Below are 22,185 nucleotides of genomic sequence, written 5' to 3' on the forward strand. Positions count from 1 at the left end.
TTATACACGGACGTTATCATGAAGCACTTTCGCTATGTATTTGCCTGCCTTTTTTTGAGTGCCTTTTATTCAAAAGCAGACTCTATTGAGTCCCACTCCGGGACTATTTCGAGTAGGACCACATGGTCGGCGGATAGTGTTCATATAATTCAGGGCAATGTTGAAGTTGCTACTGGCGTTGAGTTGGTTATTGAAGCTGGCGCAGTTGTAAAGTTTCATTCCGGAACCCGTCTGTATGTAAACGGCGCGCTCAATGCGGTGGGCGAGGCTGGTCGACGGATTTATTTTACCTCCTATCGTGATGACAGCGTGGGCGGCGACAGCAATGGCGATGGCTACAGCCAGGGCGCCGCGGGTGATTGGCAGGGGATTTATTTTTCAGACACCGTGGCGGACAGTCTGACGCGCTTGAGCTTTGTGGAGCAGCGTTTTGCCGGTGGTAATAACATATCTGCACTGCAGCTTTACGGTGCCAGCATTCATATCAGCGATTCGATTATCCGGGACAGTGGCTATCGCGGGGTCGAGTTTACCAATGCCAATGCGGTGTTGGAGCGTAACCAGATAATCACGACCGGGGATGCGGGGATATGGGTTGGCTATAGCTCCAATCCGTTGTTAAAGGATAACCTGATTAGTGGTGCCAAAACCCAGGGGATCCGGGTCGAGGCGAGCAATGCGGCGCCGGAGTTGGTTGGTAACCGGGTAGAGCACAGTGGCGATTGGGGGGTGTACTTCCGTTATGCGGTGAGTGGTCCGGTGCTGAAGGGCAATACCCTGGTGGATAACCGTCGTCCGCTGGCCGTCCCGGCGTCGATGATGCCGGCAGTGAGCGATGGCAACGTGCTGCTGCCGAATGAAAACAACAGTATCTTGCTGTTGGGGCAGGGGTTGTCCAGGGACATGAGTCTGGAGATATTACAGGGTGATGAGCAGCGGCTGAATACCTATGTGATAGCAGGTGCCTTGACGGTCAACAATGGCCGGGTGCTGACGGTTCAGCCCGGCGTGGTGGTGAAGTTTTTACCGAGTGCCGAACTGTCGGTGAGTGGTGCCTTGGACAGCCAGGGTACGGCGGAAGCGCCGATAGTGTACACCAGTTATGCCGATGACAGCGTTGGGGGCGACAGTAACCTGAATGGTTACGACAGCTCGCCGGCCTCGGGTGATTGGCGGGGGATCCGCTGGAATGATGCAGCGACGGACAATCAGAGCCATCTGTCGCACATGCAGGTGCGCTACGCCGGTCAGGACAGCCGGGCCGCGCTGGAGTTTTCGCAAAGTCATCAGACGCTCAGCGACGTTGAAATCAGCAACAGCGGCGATCGGGGTCTCTACAGTTATTACAGCAATTTGTTGCTGAACCGGGTGGCCCTGATAGCCAACCAGCGTCAGGGACTGAGCAGCTTCTACGGTAACATCAGTGGCCAGGACGTGACGGCGTACCTGAACGCGGAGCAGGGTTTATATGCCAACCGCGGCAGCGTGGTGCTGGATGGTGGTGAGATATTTGCCAACGGCGGCTATGGCGCTTACGGTGAGAACAGTACGTCGATAGCGCTGAATGATTTTTGGTGGGGCGCTGCGGATGGCCCTGGCGGCGAGGGTAGCGGTAGCGGTGATGAAATCAATGCGGTGGTGAGCGCGGGCTCACCGCGTCAGGATGGGACTGAATTCGCCTATCTGAATGCGGGCGGCGGGGATGCCGTGGGGCGTCTGGCACAAATATCCGTTGTGCGTGGCACTGCATCTTCTGAGTGGGGCTCTGGTCCCCGGGAGCAAATCCTGTTCGACTTGGACAAAGTGGAATTGCGCCTGCAGGGGCTGGATGTAAGCAAAAACTATTCACTTCATGTGACGAACCTGAATAAGGATGCGGTTGGTTCGGGATGCACTGATTGTCTGAACCGTCAGCATCTCGAAGATGGCAACGGCCAGGTATTGCAGCCGACCAAAACCAGCCCGATTCGTCCCTCAACGTTCCAATATAATTTGCCGGCGACAGCGATAACTGCGGGAGAGGCACGACTGCAATTTGTCCGTGATGGTGGTTATCGTGCGGCCGTTGCTGAAATTTTGTTGGTTGAACAGCAAAACCGGGGAGACACAGTACAGAATGTGTCGATCACTTCACCCGCTGCGGAGGCGTTTCTTGGCCAGACAAGCATAACCGTTAAAGGTGTTGCCAGCGATACGGATACCGCTGCAAGCATGGTTGAGGTTGGTACCCGGAAGAGCGGGTCTCAACATTTTGATTGGGCGCCGGTATCGTATTGGCTCAATGGTGGGGCATGGGAATACGTCTGGCGTTTACCCGCCGATGGCCTTTACGAAGTGCAAGCCCGGGTCATAAACCCGGAGCAAACAAGCTACAGCAATGTTATAGCGGTGACAGTTGATCAAACCAAGCCCTCTGCGGTGGCGTTTGTGTCAGGTGCTGATGTGGCCAACGATGATGGCAGTGCCATTGCCGTACATTGGGGCGCTTCGGCCTCATCGGATGTGGCGTTTTATGACCTTGAGCGCAGGACAACGGATGGCGGTTTCGAATCAGTAGCTGAAATTGCCAGTACCCAATATGAGTTTGTCGATTCAGGCGTGACGGCGAATAAGGCTTACGTGTACCGGGTCTTTGCCCGGGATAAGGCAAACAACCGCAGTGTGGGTGTGAGTTCGGATGAGGTTTTTGCCAAGGATAACCGTGGCGACAGCCAGGCGCCGGAAGATGCCACCGACTTGCGTTGGGTACGCGGTGATGAAGAGGTCTACCTGAGCTGGCAGCAAAGTGCTGACAGTGACAGGGATTTGGTTGGTTACCTGCTGGATGTGTCCGCAGACGATGGTGTCAGCTGGGGAGCTGTTGCGCCGGTGTTCGGTGATGGCGGCACATTGTCTTTGGGGAAATACAACGCGGATTACCTGGTGGATGGTCTGAACAATGGCCAGGCATACAGGTTCCGGCTGCGGGCCCTGGATGGGGCAGGCAATATCAGCCAGGGGATAGTGTCCGGAGCGGTTATTCCGGAGGCCAACGCCGTGACCAGGGTGTCGGGCACCTTATCGGAAGATACACACTGGCGTACCGGGGTTTATTACATCACGGGTGATATTACCGTGCCTGCGGGGGTGACCTTGACCATTCATCCCGGGGTGGTCGTTAAGCTGGGCGCGGGACGCAAGGTGACAGTTTCAGGCCGGTTGGACAGTCTGGGGACGGAAGCCGAGCCGGTACACATTACTGCTTTCACGGATGACAGCGTGGGCGGTGACAGTAATGGCGACGGCTCCGCCACTGTGGGCGCCGCGGGGTATTGGGGTTACCTGGATGCGAATTACAAGGGCAGCATAAATCTGGTGCATACGCAGGTTCGCTATGGTGGCAGTTACGGCATTCTGGTGAGTCCAGCCGGATGGCTGGCTCTGGACAATGCAGAAGTTGCTTATCACCAGGGGCATGGCATTTACTTAAGTTCCGGTAGCCTGCAAAGCACCAATAGTACGATACATGATAACGGCGGTGCCGGTATTTATGCCTACGGCAGTTCCTATACGCCGAGCCTTAACCTGCTCGACAGCCGAGTGAGTCATAACGGGGAGCATGGACTTCATGTCGTGTACAGTAGCTATAGTGTCGATTTGCAAGGGAATACTTTTGAGAATAATGGCAAATACGGCGTCTTTTCCGACTCTGTGCCCCGTGGGTTTGTCTTTTTGGGTAACCGGGTGTTGTCCAACGGTGCTGCGATCCGCCTACCCTTTTCAGCCCTGCCGGGAATAGATGATGGCAATGAATTCTCTGCCAACCAGCGTCAAGAGATTGAGCTGGTCGGAACCGAGCTGCAGCATAATGTCAGAACCGATGGGCAACTGACATATCGGTTGGTGAGCGGCACTGCTCAGGTAATGGCGGGAAGCTTGCTGAATATTGGCAGCGGCAGTGTGTGGAAGTTTCATCCCGGAACCCGTCTGTATGTAAACGGCGCGCTCAATGCGGTGGGCGAGGCTGGTCGACGGATTTATTTTACCTCCTATCGTGATGACAGCGTGGGCGGCGACAGCAATGGCGATGGCTACAGCCAGGGCGCCGCGGGTGATTGGCAGGGGATTTATTTTTCAGACACCGTGGCGGACAGTCTGACGCGCTTGAGCTTTGTGGAGCAGCGTTTTGCCGGTGGTAATAACATATCTGCACTGCAGCTTTACGGTGCCAGCATTCATATCAGCGATTCGATTATCCGGGACAGTGGCTATCGCGGGGTCGAGTTTACCAATGCCAATGCGGTGTTGGAGCGTAACCAGATAATCACGACCGGGGATGCGGGGATATGGGTTGGCTATAGCTCCAATCCGTTGTTAAAGGATAACCTGATTAGTGGTGCCAAAACCCAGGGGATCCGGGTCGAGGCGAGCAATGCGGCGCCGGAGTTGGTTGGTAACCGGGTAGAGCACAGTGGCGATTGGGGGGTGTACTTCCGTTATGCGGTGAGTGGTCCGGTGCTGAAGGGCAATACCCTGGTGGATAACCGTCGTCCGCTGGCCGTCCCGGCGTCGATGATGCCGGCAGTGAGCGATGGCAACGTGCTGCTGCCGAATGAAAACAACAGTATCTTGCTGTTGGGGCAGGGGTTGTCCAGGGACATGAGTCTGGAGATATTACAGGGTGATGAGCAGCGGCTGAATACCTATGTGATAGCAGGTGCCTTGACGGTCAACAATGGCCGGGTGCTGACGGTTCAGCCCGGCGTGGTGGTGAAGTTTTTACCGAGTGCCGAACTGTCGGTGAGTGGTGCCTTGGACAGCCAGGGTACGGCGGAAGCGCCGATAGTGTACACCAGTTATGCCGATGACAGCGTTGGGGGCGACAGTAACCTGAATGGTTACGACAGCTCGCCGGCCTCGGGTGATTGGCGGGGGATCCGCTGGAATGATGCAGCGACGGACAATCAGAGCCATCTGTCGCACATGCAGGTGCGCTACGCCGGTCAGGACAGCCGGGCCGCGCTGGAGTTTTCGCAAAGTCATCAGACGCTCAGCGACGTTGAAATCAGCAACAGCGGCGATCGGGGTCTCTACAGTTATTACAGCAATTTGTTGCTGAACCGGGTGGCCCTGATAGCCAACCAGCGTCAGGGACTGAGCAGCTTCTACGGTAACATCAGTGGCCAGGACGTGACGGCGTACCTGAACGCGGAGCAGGGTTTATATGCCAACCGCGGCAGCGTGGTGCTGGATGGTGGTGAGATATTTGCCAACGGCGGCTATGGCGCTTACGGTGAGAACAGTACGTCGATAGCGCTGAATGATTTTTGGTGGGGCGCTGCGGATGGCCCTGGCGGCGAGGGTAGCGGTAGCGGTGATGAAATCAATGCGGTGGTGAGCGCGGGCTCACCGCGTCAGGATGGGACTGAATTCGCCTATCTGAATGCGGGCGGCGGGGATGCCGTGGGGCGTCTGGCACAAATATCCGTTGTGCGTGGCACTGCATCTTCTGAGTGGGGCTCTGGTCCCCGGGAGCAAATCCTGTTCGACTTGGACAAAGTGGAATTGCGCCTGCAGGGGCTGGATGTAAGCAAAAACTATTCACTTCATGTGACGAACCTGAATAAGGATGCGGTTGGTTCGGGATGCACTGATTGTCTGAACCGTCAGCATCTCGAAGATGGCAACGGCCAGGTATTGCAGCCGACCAAAACCAGCCCGATTCGTCCCTCAACGTTCCAATATAATTTGCCGGCGACAGCGATAACTGCGGGAGAGGCACGACTGCAATTTGTCCGTGATGGTGGTTATCGTGCGGCCGTTGCTGAAATTTTGTTGGTTGAACAGCAAAACCGGGGAGACACAGTACAGAATGTGTCGATCACTTCACCCGCTGCGGAGGCGTTTCTTGGCCAGACAAGCATAACCGTTAAAGGTGTTGCCAGCGATACGGATACCGCTGCAAGCATGGTTGAGGTTGGTACCCGGAAGAGCGGGTCTCAACATTTTGATTGGGCGCCGGTATCGTATTGGCTCAATGGTGGGGCATGGGAATACGTCTGGCGTTTACCCGCCGATGGCCTTTACGAAGTGCAAGCCCGGGTCATAAACCCGGAGCAAACAAGCTACAGCAATGTTATAGCGGTGACAGTTGATCAAACCAAGCCCTCTGCGGTGGCGTTTGTGTCAGGTGCTGATGTGGCCAACGATGATGGCAGTGCCATTGCCGTACATTGGGGCGCTTCGGCCTCATCGGATGTGGCGTTTTATGACCTTGAGCGCAGGACAACGGATGGCGGTTTCGAATCAGTAGCTGAAATTGCCAGTACCCAATATGAGTTTGTCGATTCAGGCGTGACGGCGAATAAGGCTTACGTGTACCGGGTCTTTGCCCGGGATAAGGCAAACAACCGCAGTGTGGGTGTGAGTTCGGATGAGGTTTTTGCCAAGGATAACCGTGGCGACAGCCAGGCGCCGGAAGATGCCACCGACTTGCGTTGGGTACGCGGTGATGAAGAGGTCTACCTGAGCTGGCAGCAAAGTGCTGACAGTGACAGGGATTTGGTTGGTTACCTGCTGGATGTGTCCGCAGACGATGGTGTCAGCTGGGGAGCTGTTGCGCCGGTGTTCGGTGATGGCGGCACATTGTCTTTGGGGAAATACAACGCGGATTACCTGGTGGATGGTCTGAACAATGGCCAGGCATACAGGTTCCGGCTGCGGGCCCTGGATGGGGCAGGCAATATCAGCCAGGGGATAGTGTCCGGAGCGGTTATTCCGGAGGCCAACGCCGTGACCAGGGTGTCGGGCACCTTATCGGAAGATACACACTGGCGTACCGGGGTTTATTACATCACGGGTGATATTACCGTGCCTGCGGGGGTGACCTTGACCATTCATCCCGGGGTGGTCGTTAAGCTGGGCGCGGGACGCAAGGTGACAGTTTCAGGCCGGTTGGACAGTCTGGGGACGGAAGCCGAGCCGGTACACATTACTGCTTTCACGGATGACAGCGTGGGCGGTGACAGTAATGGCGACGGCTCCGCCACTGTGGGCGCCGCGGGGTATTGGGGTTACCTGGATGCGAATTACAAGGGCAGCATAAATCTGGTGCATACGCAGGTTCGCTATGGTGGCAGTTACGGCATTCTGGTGAGTCCAGCCGGATGGCTGGCTCTGGACAATGCAGAAGTTGCTTATCACCAGGGGCATGGCATTTACTTAAGTTCCGGTAGCCTGCAAAGCACCAATAGTACGATACATGATAACGGCGGTGCCGGTATTTATGCCTACGGCAGTTCCTATACGCCGAGCCTTAACCTGCTCGACAGCCGAGTGAGTCATAACGGGGAGCATGGACTTCATGTCGTGTACAGTAGCTATAGTGTCGATTTGCAAGGGAATACTTTTGAGAATAATGGCAAATACGGCGTCTTTTCCGACTCTGTGCCCCGTGGGTTTGTCTTTTTGGGTAACCGGGTGTTGTCCAACGGTGCTGCGATCCGCCTACCCTTTTCAGCCCTGCCGGGAATAGATGATGGCAATGAATTCTCTGCCAACCAGCGTCAAGAGATTGAGCTGGTCGGAACCGAGCTGCAGCATAATGTCAGAACCGATGGGCAACTGACATATCGGTTGGTGAGCGGCACTGCTCAGGTAATGGCGGGAAGCTTGCTGAATATTGGCAGCGGCAGTGTGTGGAAGTTTCATCCCGGAACCCGTCTGTATGTAAACGGCGCGCTCAATGCGGTGGGCGAGGCTGGTCGACGGATTTATTTTACCTCCTATCGTGATGACAGCGTGGGCGGCGACAGCAATGGCGATGGCTACAGCCAGGGCGCCGCGGGTGATTGGCAGGGGATTTATTTTTCAGACACCGTGGCGGACAGTCTGACGCGCTTGAGCTTTGTGGAGCAGCGTTTTGCCGGTGGTAATAACATATCTGCACTGCAGCTTTACGGTGCCAGCATTCATATCAGCGATTCGATTATCCGGGACAGTGGCTATCGCGGGGTCGAGTTTACCAATGCCAATGCGGTGTTGGAGCGTAACCAGATAATCACGACCGGGGATGCGGGGATATGGGTTGGCTATAGCTCCAATCCGTTGTTAAAGGATAACCTGATTAGTGGTGCCAAAACCCAGGGGATCCGGGTCGAGGCGAGCAATGCGGCGCCGGAGTTGGTTGGTAACCGGGTAGAGCACAGTGGCGATTGGGGGGTGTACTTCCGTTATGCGGTGAGTGGTCCGGTGCTGAAGGGCAATACCCTGGTGGATAACCGTCGTCCGCTGGCCGTCCCGGCGTCGATGATGCCGGCAGTGAGCGATGGCAACGTGCTGCTGCCGAATGAAAACAACAGTATCTTGCTGTTGGGGCAGGGGTTGTCCAGGGACATGAGTCTGGAGATATTACAGGGTGATGAGCAGCGGCTGAATACCTATGTGATAGCAGGTGCCTTGACGGTCAACAATGGCCGGGTGCTGACGGTTCAGCCCGGCGTGGTGGTGAAGTTTTTACCGAGTGCCGAACTGTCGGTGAGTGGTGCCTTGGACAGCCAGGGTACGGCGGAAGCGCCGATAGTGTACACCAGTTATGCCGATGACAGCGTTGGGGGCGACAGTAACCTGAATGGTTACGACAGCTCGCCGGCCTCGGGTGATTGGCGGGGGATCCGCTGGAATGATGCAGCGACGGACAATCAGAGCCATCTGTCGCACATGCAGGTGCGCTACGCCGGTCAGGACAGCCGGGCCGCGCTGGAGTTTTCGCAAAGTCATCAGACGCTCAGCGACGTTGAAATCAGCAACAGCGGCGATCGGGGTCTCTACAGTTATTACAGCAATTTGTTGCTGAACCGGGTGGCCCTGATAGCCAACCAGCGTCAGGGACTGAGCAGCTTCTACGGTAACATCAGTGGCCAGGACGTGACGGCGTACCTGAACGCGGAGCAGGGTTTATATGCCAACCGCGGCAGCGTGGTGCTGGATGGTGGTGAGATATTTGCCAACGGCGGCTATGGCGCTTACGGCGAGAACAGTACGTCGATAGCGCTGAATGATTTTTGGTGGGGCGCTGCGGATGGCCCTGGCGGCGAGGGTGCCGGCAGCGGTGATGAAATCAATGCGGTGGTGAGCGCCGGCTCGCCGCGTCAGGATGGGACTGAGTTCGCCTATCTGAATGCGGGTGGCGATAATTCTGCATTCTATGGCTTAGCACTGCCTAAGGTTGGTGGATATGCTTCCAGCAGTTGGGGTAGCAAGCCATATGAGTCCGTCAATGTTAACGCTGATGGAGCTGATATAGATTTTGAATTTACCGGATTGGAGCCAAAGACATACTATAAATTGGTTGCTACATTTTATAATCATGTAGAAGACGCCACCAAACAATCAGTTTATGTGCAAGATCAAGAGATTAATAACATTAACCTGACGAAACGGAAGAAAGTCTCGGTTAGCAGTGTTATTTCTCCAAACTTCATAACAGAAGGAAATTTCTCAGGCTCAATTAAAAAAGAGAAAGGAGTTCAGACAGTTGTTTCAGAACTCGCATTAATCAAACTTCCACAGTTGTTAAATGAAGAGCAACCATTTATTTCAATAGACTCAAAAAATGTTGGCGAGATAATAGGAAAAAGTGGTGTTGATCTCACTGGACAATTTAAATCTTACTCATCTCAATATGTCATAGCGATAGGGATTGCTAAAGAAAATGATGAGGTGACGTGGTATCAAGTCGACAGAACCGAAAATAATTTGTGGTTATCTCACTGGAATCCTCAAGAAACCGGTAACTATTCTGTTATAGCAAAAATCATTGATGAAGAGACGGGAATCGACTACTCGGAGTTGTTAAACCTCAGTGTCGATCTGTCTCAACCTGAAGCGATCACTGATCTGAGAGCCACTTATTCAGAAAGTGTTATCAGCCTTAATTGGAGCGCGATTAATGGCAATCTTGCCGATAATATATCGCAGATTTACAGGAGTCAGAACGGAGATGCTGCTCAGCTTGTAGCTTCGATTTTCAATGATGTTGTCGCTTTCAGTGATGTCAATATCGAATATGGAAATTCATATAGCTACTTCATTCGTGTTCAAGCGAAAAATGGTAACTTCAGCGACAGCAATATTGTCGGACCTATCTTGGTTGGCGATGTCAAGGATACTACCCCGCCTAATGATGTAATTTCATTAAGAGCACAATATAGCCTCGATGACAACGGGGTTGTGACGGGTTTCTTGTCTTGGAAGCCGCAAGAAAACGAGTTGGCCGATATTAATGAGTACAGAATCTACGCATCAATTAATGGACAGAATGAATATCGGAAAATTGCGTCAATATTAGGAAGGCAAGTGAATGTCACGCTGGACGGACTTGAGCCAGGAAATACATATACTTATAAAGTAACTTCGGTAGATAGAAATGGCAACGAAAGTGTCGGCTCCCAAAGTTCAATATCCATTGAGTCTGGAAAATTAAAAGTAATTGAAGTTGGCGGAACTATACCCGGGGATTGGCAAATTGGAGCCGGTTTATATCATGTCACTTCCGATCTTATAGTACCAGACAGAAAAGCACTTAAAATTAGTGGCAATGCTATTTTTAAGTTTGCTCCGGCAAAATCACTGAGAGTAGATGGTGAATTATCAGTTACAGGGAATACTGCTGGCAGCGTAGTTTTCACTTCTTATAAAGATGATATAGGCGGCGATACCAATGGTGATGGGATCAGCAAACCCGGTTTAGGTGACTGGTCTGGTATTTATGCCAGTTATGCTGATACATTCATTTTGCGTAATGTGTCTATGGAGTACGCTGGTTATAATGGGTATGGTTTAAATATCAGCTACTCAAAATCGGAATTGCATAATGTTTATTTGGGGCAATTTAAAGGCCAAGGTATATATGTCTCTGGTGGTTCACTGATATTGTCAGAGTCAAGGATATCAAATTGCTCTGATTATGCGGTGAAAATCAACTACAGCAGCAATTTTGAGATTTCAGATTCTGTACTGCGAGACAACGGCGCAGGAATATATATATCAAGTGGATCGTCAACACATAAAATAGTCAATAATGAAATAACATCCAATCGGGGTTTTGGCATCTACTATCAGGCCTCTGACACGCTTGGTACTATTGTTAACAATAAAATAATTAATAATGCCCGCACAATAAGGGTGCCAGCATATATCTTCCCGGATTCCTCTAATATATTAAGCCCTAATGAAGACCAAGCCATCTATTTAGTTGGTGGAAATTTTAACATCAATGCTAAATTGCCGGTGTTTGAAGACAAAACTGGGTCCATGTCGGCAGTATATGTAGTTGACGGAAACCTTGTTTTACCTGAAACCAGTAAGCTTATAGTACAAGCTGGGAGTATATTTAAATTTAGTGGGAATTACGCCTTTAATATCAAAGGAATTGTCGAATTCAATGGCAATTCAATGTCTCCTATAGTAATGACCTCCAACAAGGATGACTCTGAGGGCGGTGATACCAATCATGATGGGGCCAATACGGGTCCTCAACGTGGCGATTGGATAGGACTAATAATTGAGTCCGGGGCATTCAGTAGACAATCTAAATTTGAGTCAGTTAAGATCGCTTATGCCGGATCGAGGGACGCTGCACTTGTTTTTGACGGTGCGAATGCATCCGTTGAAGCTTCCAATATAGAAATTACTGACTCTTCAAAAGATGGTGTTCTGCTCAGAAATTCTGCCTCACCAAGCATAGTCCATAGCCAAATTAGTAATAGTTATAACAATGGGTTGGTATATACCGGAAACTCTGCTGGCGAACTTAAATTTATCCGTATATTTAATAATAGTGGCTCAGGAATTGATATTCGTGACAGTGCTAGCCCTATCGTTAATAATTCTAGATTCTTCGCCAACCAATTTGCAGCCCTGAATAGCTCCTCCTCAAAATCTATATTGGCTGATAGTAATTGGTGGGGAGATTTTGATGGTTCCGGACCAATAGCAGATGAGCAGTCAACAGCTACTGGCGACCGAATTATTGGGAACGTTAATTACTCAAATTATACGACGCCAATTTCCCAAGAGCTGTTGTACGTTAATTTTGATGCGCAAGGCTCTCAGATCAAAGGCAACTTGATATCCCCAGAAATCCTAAGAGGAAATTTGTCCAATGAATGGGATTTAACTGGTCGTCATCCTGGGAAAACTGCGTTGATGGATCCGGAACTGATAGAAATTGCATTTAAGGGGTTGGAACCGTCGAAACGTTATCGGCTTGGTCTTACGCTTTTTAATGGGGATTCAAGCAATACGTTAGTCGGCGTTTCGATTTTGGGTATAGGCGAATTGGGTTCAAGGCCTGCCCCTAAAAGTGTTCCAAGTTCAATCAGGTTTGACTTACCTTCCGCTGCCTACTCTGAGGGTGAGTTCACGCTAAACATAAACAACTTAAGTGCTGATACCTCATATAGGGTAGCTGTTTCTGAGCTCACCTTGATGGAGGTGTTGGACGATACCATGCCTCCGGTTTTTGAGCGGGTTGACTTTGATGATAGAGATGGATCTCGAAGTTTGAGCAAAGGAGACATCCTGCGCTTTACCATGTCGGAAGAAGTAGTGCTGTTGGCAGGTTATGAACTTAATCCTGAACAACTCTTCATATTTGATGACAATAAGACATTTGGGGCTGACGCTAATGTCGTATTTACAGCTGATAAGCGCGCGTTGAATGTAACAATTGGTGCAGGGAGCAATATATTAGACGGTGATAGCGTTTCAATAGATGGCTTGGCAGATCATGCGGGATTCAAAGTGCTTGGCCTCCAAAGCATCCATCTTGTAGATTCTATTGCTCCAGAGTTCTCCGGAATAGAATGGCTTGACCTTGATAATTCAGGCCAGCTTACAGAAGGAGATATCTATAGAATCTCTTTTTCAGAGCCAATGAATGTTAATTTCTTAAGGAACAATTCATCGGATGCGAATGCCAATTTAAAAGCCGCAGGTGGAAGGAAGTATGGTTCATCTAACCGGATTGCCTGGAATGCGGACTGGACTGTTGTAGATATATCCATTACTTCGGGTTATTCGGTTCAAGGTGATGAGTTGGTAACTCCAACCAGTTTCATTCAAGATATAGCGGGTAATGCCATAATTGGTTCTATAACGTTGCTGGGTAAAGACACTATCTCTCCGACAATTACGGCTATTTCCTTTAATGACACTGATGGTAATGGTGGGTTGTCAATTGGTGATTGGTATCGATTCGAATTCAGCGAGCCAGTGAATAGAGCTTCGCTTTCCTCCGGTACAGATGAAGCAAATAGGAACTTGTCGCCTGAAGGTAAGCTGTATGGGACAATTAATACTATCATCTGTAATCAGGAATATGACTCATGTAATGTTGTGATTACTGATGGGTTTTCCATAGAGGGCCATGAACAGGTCATTCCCAGTGATCACTTAACAGATCGCTCTGGAAATAAGTTTGGAAATACAGGGGTGTTGACAACGGTAGATTCTATTTCACCGGAAATCGTCAAAGTCAGTGCATCCCAATCCAGCCCGGTAGATAGCGAGCTGCCATTCCAAGTTCGAGTTGTTTTTGATGGCGCTATGAATACCCTAACCGCACCAGACTTGGTCTTTGAAACGTTAGGCGATGTGCATCCGGGGGTTAGTAATGGGCATTGGATAACATCATTCTTTCCGAATGACACTTTCGAATTTGAACCCGATCTTTTAACCACGGAGTTGTTGTATCCCGTAAATATATCCATAGATGGTGCGAAAGATGTTGCGGGCAATAGTATGGTCAGGGTGGATAACGCTTATCAATTCAGTGTCCGGCCACATAAGCCGACATTGTTTAATATAAAGCCTTACCCGCAATCTAATGTTGTGGGCATTCCCTTATATTTGGTCGAAGGTGACAGGCAAGACAATACTTCCATTTATGTTAATGGACAAAAAGTCATTGAAGTCGGCTCAGGTAGCTGGGCATACCAACTGTCTCTGTTCGAAGGCATGTCCACATTTAAATTTAGTGCGGTAAATATCAATGATGTGCCATCCAGAGATGTAATGGTTAACTTTACGCTGGATTCAATTGCACCAAGAATCAACGATGTAGTACCACAAAATGGTACTTCTCTTAAAACTTCACCCGAAGCTATATTCTTTAACTTCACGGAAGAAGGCTCTGGTGTGGATCTGGAAAATTCCAGTATCAGACTATCCAGGGATAGCAGTGTAGTGGCTGGTGTTAAATCCTTTAACGAAGGCCAGATAGCATTTACGCCAAATGAAGCGCTGTCGGAAGGAAGCTATGAAATAGTCGCAACTTTGGCGGATAAGTTAGGTCACGTATCCGAGCCAAATCACAGCTATTTTACAATTGATAGCACCCCGCCGGCATTACCGTTGGTTGATCCAGTCCCTGCTGTTACCAATATCAAGCAATTATTGCTAACTGGTACAAAGGAAATTGGAAGCGGCATCATAATCAATGGGCACACAATAAGTGCCCCGGATAGTAGCCAGAATTGGCAGGCGGAATGGATATTAAGTCCCGGGGATAACTTGCTGTATGTGCAAGCCTTAGATGCTGCAGGCAATGTAAGCGGAAACGTATCCTTGAGTGTCAGATTTGACGATTCAGCCCCGGGTAAAGTTGCTCCAATTGTAACCAGTAAGAGCACGGGTACAGGTGTGCTGATAGATTGGTCCAGTTACGATGAAATCGCCAATGGTGCAGACATAGATAGGTATAGGGTCTATTTAGCGCCTTTTGCCTATAGCCAGAGCAATGATGCTCAAATGATTGGTATTGTGAAGAGCCCAATCAAAGTATTTGAAAAGGACGGTCTTGAGCGAGGCAAAGTTTATTATGTAGCCGTCCAAGCGGTAGATTCTGCTGGAAACTCGGATCCTGTATTGCAGCCTATTCCGGTTGAACTGGCTGACACCAAGGCGCCAGACGAGGCGATTAACTTAGCCGCCGGTCGCATAAGTTATGATTCAATTGAAATATCGTGGTTGGCTCCAGTAACCAATGCGGAGGATCTTGGAGGGTTCAGGCTGTATTTTAATGAACAGACCGCTATTGAATTACCAAGTACAGTCAAGAGTTACAAATTCGAAAACTTGGTCAAAGCGACTGATTATCGAATTCGCCTAACCACTATCGATGTGCAGGGCAACGAAAGCCAGGGCGTTTCAAAACGCTTCGCAACACTGCTGGACAACCCCACATCCATCCGGGCCGAAGGCAAAAATGGCAAGGCACAATTGGAATGGCAAGCTGCACTTCCTCAGGCTTTAGTCTCTGGATATCGGGTTTACGCAAGCGAAGTGCCTTTTAATCAGATCACAGGGTTGCAACCAAGGGTTGCCGTTTCTGGGGCGGTGACCAGCGCCACCGTTAGCGGGTTAAAAAATGGCATAACCTATTACGTCGGTGTCAGTGTGATAAACGCATCCGGTGCAGAAACACCGGAAGTAACCCCAATTGCGGTGAAGCCTGTTGCCGATACAAACGGCCCAGAGATAACTCAAGTTTCTTGGGGTGGTGGTTTATTAAATAAAAATGAGCCGTCCTTGATTAGTGCAACTGGAGTTATTAATACGACAGTTGCCGATGAGAGTGGTGTTGCTTTGGTAGAGTACTGGCTTGATAACCAGATGCTGGGAAGAAGTTCCAATGCATCACTTGCTTTCCCTGTTATGGGGGTAATTGAAGATATTTCCGATGGTACCCATAGCCTGGTAGTTAAGGCATTCGATTCATTGGATAACCAATCTGAATTGCAATTCGCCATTAAAGTGTTGATGGCGGCGCCACCAGCACCGGTGCTTACAGCCCCAGCTAATCACTATAAGACCAATGTCACTAACCACATTGTCGAAGTCGCTGGTCAGAAAGGTACAGAGCTGCAGTTGGTTCTGAACTCGTCCGGCGGTGAATGGCTGACAACAGACGACGCTGGCAAAGCCAAATTTACTGTGGCTCTGCAGGAGGGAGAGAACCGGCTTACCGCTTATGCGCGTAACAGAGGCGGGATGAGTGAAGCATCACAAGAAGTACTTGTTACTGTGGACTCATCATTGCCGCAAACACCTGTGGGCTTTTACGCACAGTCCAAAGAAAGCGGCTTCATTGGTTTGGGCTGGTCGACAAGCTCTGCTCAGGATGTCATTGGCTATAACGTCTATAGATCATCGTCCTCATTTAGCGACATAGCTCAGGCCCAACTGATTAATCCGCAGCCCATCGCTGGGGCGACATATCAGGATAAGCCCCATTCAGACGGCGAGTATTTCTATAGAGTTGTCGCAGTGAACGCCCTGGGAACCGAAGGCACGCCATCTGAAATGATCCGGGTCATATCGGATGCCACCTTGCCATTTGCCACCGGCATTTATTACACCCCCAAGGGTTCTTACAATGAGGCTCTCGGCATTATCGGCGCAGGGATGTTGGAGGTAAGACTGGTTGTCAGCGAGCCACTGCTTACCCGTCCTTTCCTGAGTCTCACTCCTGAAGGCGTGGCCCCGCTCACGGTTAACATGTTCAAGGTAACGGACTTCGAGTATCAGGGCGAAGTAGAAGTGCCGGTTAACTATGTGGACGCGCCGCTATATGCCCTGTTCTCTGCCAGAGATAAGGTTGGCAACAGAGGCACAGATGTCAAAGAGGGCGAGATGATTCGGGTTGACACCCAAGGCCCTCGCGCTCAACAAGTGAAAGTCACGCCATCAAGTCCAATAAAGAATGAAGGTGAACAATCCGTAACCATAGACGCGAGCTTTGCATTTGATGAAGATGTCGATGCAGGCTCATTGTTACTGTCCGCGGTGTTGAATGATGGCGAACCGATAGCCATAGATAATGTAAGTCAGAATACCGATGGCAGCTGGCATGCAGCATTTGATATTCCATCTGACTGGGGTCAGGACAGGGTTGAAAATCTGGTCATCAAATACCAGGTGAAAGACAGCTTGGGCAATGAACGTGCGGCCAAGTTGATTGATAATATTCAGGTTTATCAAGGCGAACTGCCGCCTCTGGATGCACCATTTGGGCTGGTAGCCAAAGTACAACCTGAGGGCAGGGTTGCACTCAGCTGGTATCAGATGACTGATGCCGCCGGATATCGCATTTATCGCAGGGCTGTCGATGAGGCTCAGGCTGTACAGCTGGTAGAGCTATCCAACGTGGACAGCTATATTGATTACCCCACCGCTGATGGTGAGTATTATTACTCCATCGCAAGCGTAAGGCAGCACCAAGGGATGACAAGTGTCAGCGCCCTTAGTGATGAAGTGCGTGTTATTGCTGACAGTGAGGCACCGCAGGCGCCTACGGCATTGACAGCGGAACTTTATCCCAATGGTGTGGGGTTGCGTTGGCAAGGGGATGCCCAGCCAGGGAACAGTTATCGACTCTATCGCGCAGGCAGCACAGAAATACAGGATATCAGCCAGCTGCAGCCCATCATTGACAACATTATTAGCCTGGAAGCATTGGATACCTTGCCTGATCCAACAGAGGCCGGCTATGTGGTTACTGCTGTCGATGAGGCAGGAAACGAATCCGACGTTTCCAATACGGCTTATTTGAATATTAGCTTGTTGCCTGTAAACAAAATCAAGCTGATTAAACAGGATGAGCAGAAGCCAGTACTGTCATGGGAACACAAAGGCGAGGGGATCCAAGGCTTTATTCTGTCGCTCAAACAAGGCGAACTGGAGTTAAAGTTAAATGAAATCCCGATTAGTGATAAGACCTTCACAGACACGTCTTATGTAAACGGTCATCGTGACTATCGGATTATTGCGGTGGACAACGAAGGCATTGAAAGTTTGCCTAAAGAGGTCCATTTGCCTGCCATTGAGGTAAAGGCCAAAGAAGGTACCTTTATTCAGAAGGGAATTATGAACAAGCTCATCTTCAAGGTGAGCAATATGGATAACATTGCAATCAATGGTGCGAGATTAAAAGTTGATCTAGCTGAAAAGTCGCATTTTTCAGCACCATTTACGTTGCAGCCGGGAGATGCTCAGGACGTTGAAGTGATTGTGGGGGGCTACAGCCAGCTCAGTGGAATGGCTCAGCTGAATGTGGCGGCTCAGATTAAGCCAACAGTGTCTGACGAAATTCTGGTCGCTAAAACGGTAGAAATGGTCGTGCGCGAATCCGGCTATTTGCTCTCCCTGGAAACGGACGGTTTCGTTCGCGGTGGTACAGGGAAGTTGAGATTTAAACTGGAAAATACCTCTGACTTGGAGGTGGAACTGGAGACAGCTTCCGCCGCCGGCGCTAAGGACTCCCGTCAGATTGAGTTTAAGGTTCGGGATCTGGATGACAATGTCATAAGTACGGCTCGATTCAGGCAGGAGCTGGGGGACAATGTGGTTACCATTCCAAGTGGCGTAACCTTGGCGCGCATTGCTCCCGGGAATGTGTTTGTGTCCGATTGGACTGAAATTGCTCTGCCATTGGCGACACCTGAACTTGCGACACTGGAAATAAGCATTGGCCAGTTCAGTTATCATTTGGGACGAGAAGAGCAGGTACTTTTGTCGGGTTCCAGCACCAGAAAACAAGTCAACACGGAAGCGACGCCATACTATGGCCGGGTGACAGAGATAAGCCCAACCATCTCCTTTGGTGAGCAAAGTGTTCAGATCAAGGGCGAGTTGCTGGACAGTTACACCGTGACACCCGTTGCCAATGCTGCGCTTAACCTGATATTGGACATTAACGGGTTTGAGCGGATCCTGACTTTGTCATCAGATGAATCCGGGGCATTCAGCTACGACTATTTGCCACAAAAGGGGGAGAGCGGACTTTACAAGGTCTCAGCCGTTTATCCTGGTATGTCGGATAGGCCAGAGCATGGTCAGTTCCGCATTGGCGGCATCACAGCAAACTACAACAGCTATAGATTAAGTTTGCCCAAGAGCGCTAAATTTGACGTGCCTGAAACGGTGACTGTGCTTCCAGGTGCTGATTATAGCCAGGTGAGATGGGAATTGGCCGAGCCAGCACCGGCAGGTATCAGTATTAGTCTGCCGGCAACACAAGATCTGACCGCCGGCAGCGTACAGCAAACGCCTATCGGGTTTATGGCGGACACAACCGCATCCGATAGCGGCAGAGTGGTGTTGCATCTTAAATCAGCCAGCACAGGTGACAAGGTGCTGTTGACACTCACGGTCGATTATCGCCTGAGTGAAGCCGCGCCGGTGCTTTACTATAGCCCTGCACAGCTAGAGACGGGAATGACATTGACGGGCAGCGCAAACGAGGTGATGACCCTGGAAAACCGCGGCACCTTGCCAATGGATAATGTCAGTGTACGGTTGCTTAATCTGGATAATTCCTTGCCACCGTCGTGGGCGAAATTGTCCGGAAATATAAGCTGGCCCTCAATTGCCGTCGGCGAGCAGGTGCAACTCAGCCTGCAATTCAGTCCTGAAAACCGCGCCAACCCGGGTATCTATCGATTTAAGTTGAGGGTGACAGCAGCAAATCATGACACCAGAGATATTCCGGTCATAGTGGCCATGGTTGAAGATGGTATTGGGGCCATTCAGCTGAAAGTGTCCGATATCTATACTGCAACCCTGAATGAAAATGGTGAGCTTATTCGAGGGCTGCAAGGAGCTACGCTCAGCCTGCAAAACCTCGATGTTCCTGACATTAAGTATCAGGCGACGACGGATACCTTGGGGGAAGTCTATTATCCGGACCTGCAAGCCGGAAATTATCGCTACCGAGTCTCGGCTGCCAAGCATGAAGATCTGGTGGGCGAGATCAGGATAATGCCTGGTGTAGTGCGAAATCTTGATCTCTTTATGAAGTACGCCCTGGTGACGGTTGAGTGGGTGGTGAATGAAATCACAATAGAAGACAGGTACGAGATTGTCCTCAAAGGCACCTTTGAAACAGACGTTCCCGCAGCCGTGGTGATCATGGAGCCATTTAACATCAAGTTGCCGTCAATGAAGAAGGGAGATGTGTTTAACGGGGAATTGACCTTAACCAACTATGGCTTGGTCCGCGCTGAGGATCTCAGGATGTATTTGCCCTCTTCCGATGACTTCTTCCGTTATGAATTTCTATCTGCGGTCATTCCCGATGCGCTGGAGGCTAAGCAGAGCATAGTGGTGCCATATCGCATCATCAGTTTGCAGGCCTACGATCCTTCCGATAACGAGGATGCCAGTGGTGGTGGCTGCAGTACCTACAGCCAATGTGCAACTGCCAATTATTCCTTCTCCTGTGCCAATGGCTCCAGCAGCTCCGGTGGTTCCAGTGCCTGCTGGACTTCGGGCTCCTGTCCTGGAGGTAGCGGTGTCGGCGGTGGTGGTGGTTGGCACTGGGGGGACAGTGGCGGCGGTGGCGACGGCTGGGGTTGGGGTAGCAGTGACTCCACCAATGGTGGTATGGGCGCCTGCCGTGAGGATGGCGATCCATGTAATCAACAGTCCAATGGTGGTGGCGGTGATATTTAATCAGGGAAGACACAAAGCGATGTTCAGAACTCTTGCTTTCTTTTTATTGGCATGTTTGCTGTTGGCCAGGCCCGCTGTAGCCGTCACTGTGTTGAGCCAGGGGCCCAAGCACAGTACCGGTCACTTTGAACAAACCGTGATGGACATCAATGTCAAGGTCATGGGTGGTGATGTCGCCATCATCAGGGATTTCAAAGAGGGAGATTGGCGCTTTTTTACGCCTTGGGCTCCACTGAGTTACAGGCAAATCGCCAATCCCCAACTCCCTGGTGAGCCAGTAACCTATTATGACGATACCCAGGTGATCAACCGCAATGGCTACAGTTATGAGCTGGTCAAAGACAGCGATCCACTGCGCTATGTATATGATGAAGACACTTACATAGAAAAGTTGGTCGACGGTTTTCGTTGGCAAGACCGCTCTGGCGAATGGATTGAATATGGTGCGGATAAAAGAATTCGCGCTTATGGCAACCTGCAGGGCACCATCGCCAGGTTTGTGCACAATAGTACCGGTCAGTTGATTGAACTGCACGACAGGTTTGACACCAAGGTGCTGACGCTGAGTTATAACGGTGAGCAACTCAGCCAGGTCGTTGATTATACTGGTCGCAGCGTTCAGTATCAGCGGGATGAAAAGGGGCGTCTGTCCAAGGTCACAGACGTCAGTGGTAACGAATGGCTCTACAGCTATGATGAATTTGCGTCCAGTTCCAGCAGTTACATGCTGCCGTATTTCCTTGCCAGTATTACCGATCCAGAACAGCGGGTGACAGCCATTAAAAACGTCATAGTCGGTGGCACCTTGGAGCAGAATACAAAGTGCTCTGGTGGTGGTGGCGGTGGTGGCGGCCAGGAACTGAAAGAAGTTGTCGACCCCGACACAGGCATGATCACCATCGAATTGGTTGACAAGCCGGGCAGCGGCTCCGGCTCCGGTAGTAGCATTTGCCAAATACCCGATCCCATAGTCGTGCCATTGCAAATGCTGACCGAGGCTGTGATTGATCAGGATGGCAATCGACATTCGTATATCTACGATTATTTAAGCGGCAGCAAGTCTTATTTGTTGCGCGAAGAGGATGCCGATGGGGTTCAAACCCATAAGTACTTGGGACCCGATGGGGCTATTACCAAGCTGTTCCGTGGTGGTGAGTTGGTGTTTAGCCAAGCTAGATTGGAAGACACGCTTATTCGTCTGGATTCGGCCGGCAATAAAACTAAGATCAATTTTGATGAATACAATAACGTCATTCGCATAGAAAATGCTGACGGTTCATATAAGACTTCGGACTACCATCCAAGCTATAACTTGGTTACCCGTAGTCGGGATGAAAATGGCATTGTAGCTGAGTATATTTATGATGCTCAGGGGTTAATTATTAAAACCATTCAAGCTAAAGGTAAACCGGAATCACTGGAAATATCGTTTGAGTACGACCAGAATCAGCAAATTAAATCCGTGCGTTATCAAAGTTTGAGCGGAGAGCAAAGACAGTTTGACTTTGAATATGACCAACTTGGCAATCTGATAAAAGAAACGGTGAACGCCACTCTGGTTTACCAATATGCCGATTTTAATGTGATTGGCGATGCGCAAACCGTTATTGACCCACGCGGAAAAATCTGGAAATACACCTTCGATGCTGAAGGCAGGGTGCTTACAGAAACCGATCCACTGCTAAGAAAGAC

General features: G+C 50.4%; 1 protein-coding gene. It reads left to right on the forward strand.

The genetic code is table 11. The annotated features are described in order from the left end of the window. The first annotated feature begins 18 nt into the window (after positions 1-18). The gene (locus JYB85_RS01485) at positions 19-20,493 is read left to right on the forward strand and encodes a right-handed parallel beta-helix repeat-containing protein (RefSeq protein WP_207380752.1); all 20,475 of its coding nucleotides are present in this window, start codon (positions 19-21) and stop codon (positions 20,491-20,493) included. Positions 20,494-22,185: the final 1,692 nt, after the last annotated feature.

It is taken from the genome of Shewanella sedimentimangrovi, assembly GCF_017354965.1.
Taxonomy (GTDB): domain Bacteria; phylum Pseudomonadota; class Gammaproteobacteria; order Enterobacterales; family Shewanellaceae; genus Shewanella; species Shewanella cyperi.

Coding starts and splice junctions, on each gene's coding strand:
- JYB85_RS01485 (WP_207380752.1), top strand. CDS start 19: ATGAAGCACTTTCGCTATGTATTTGCCTGCCTTTTTTTGAGTGCCTTT.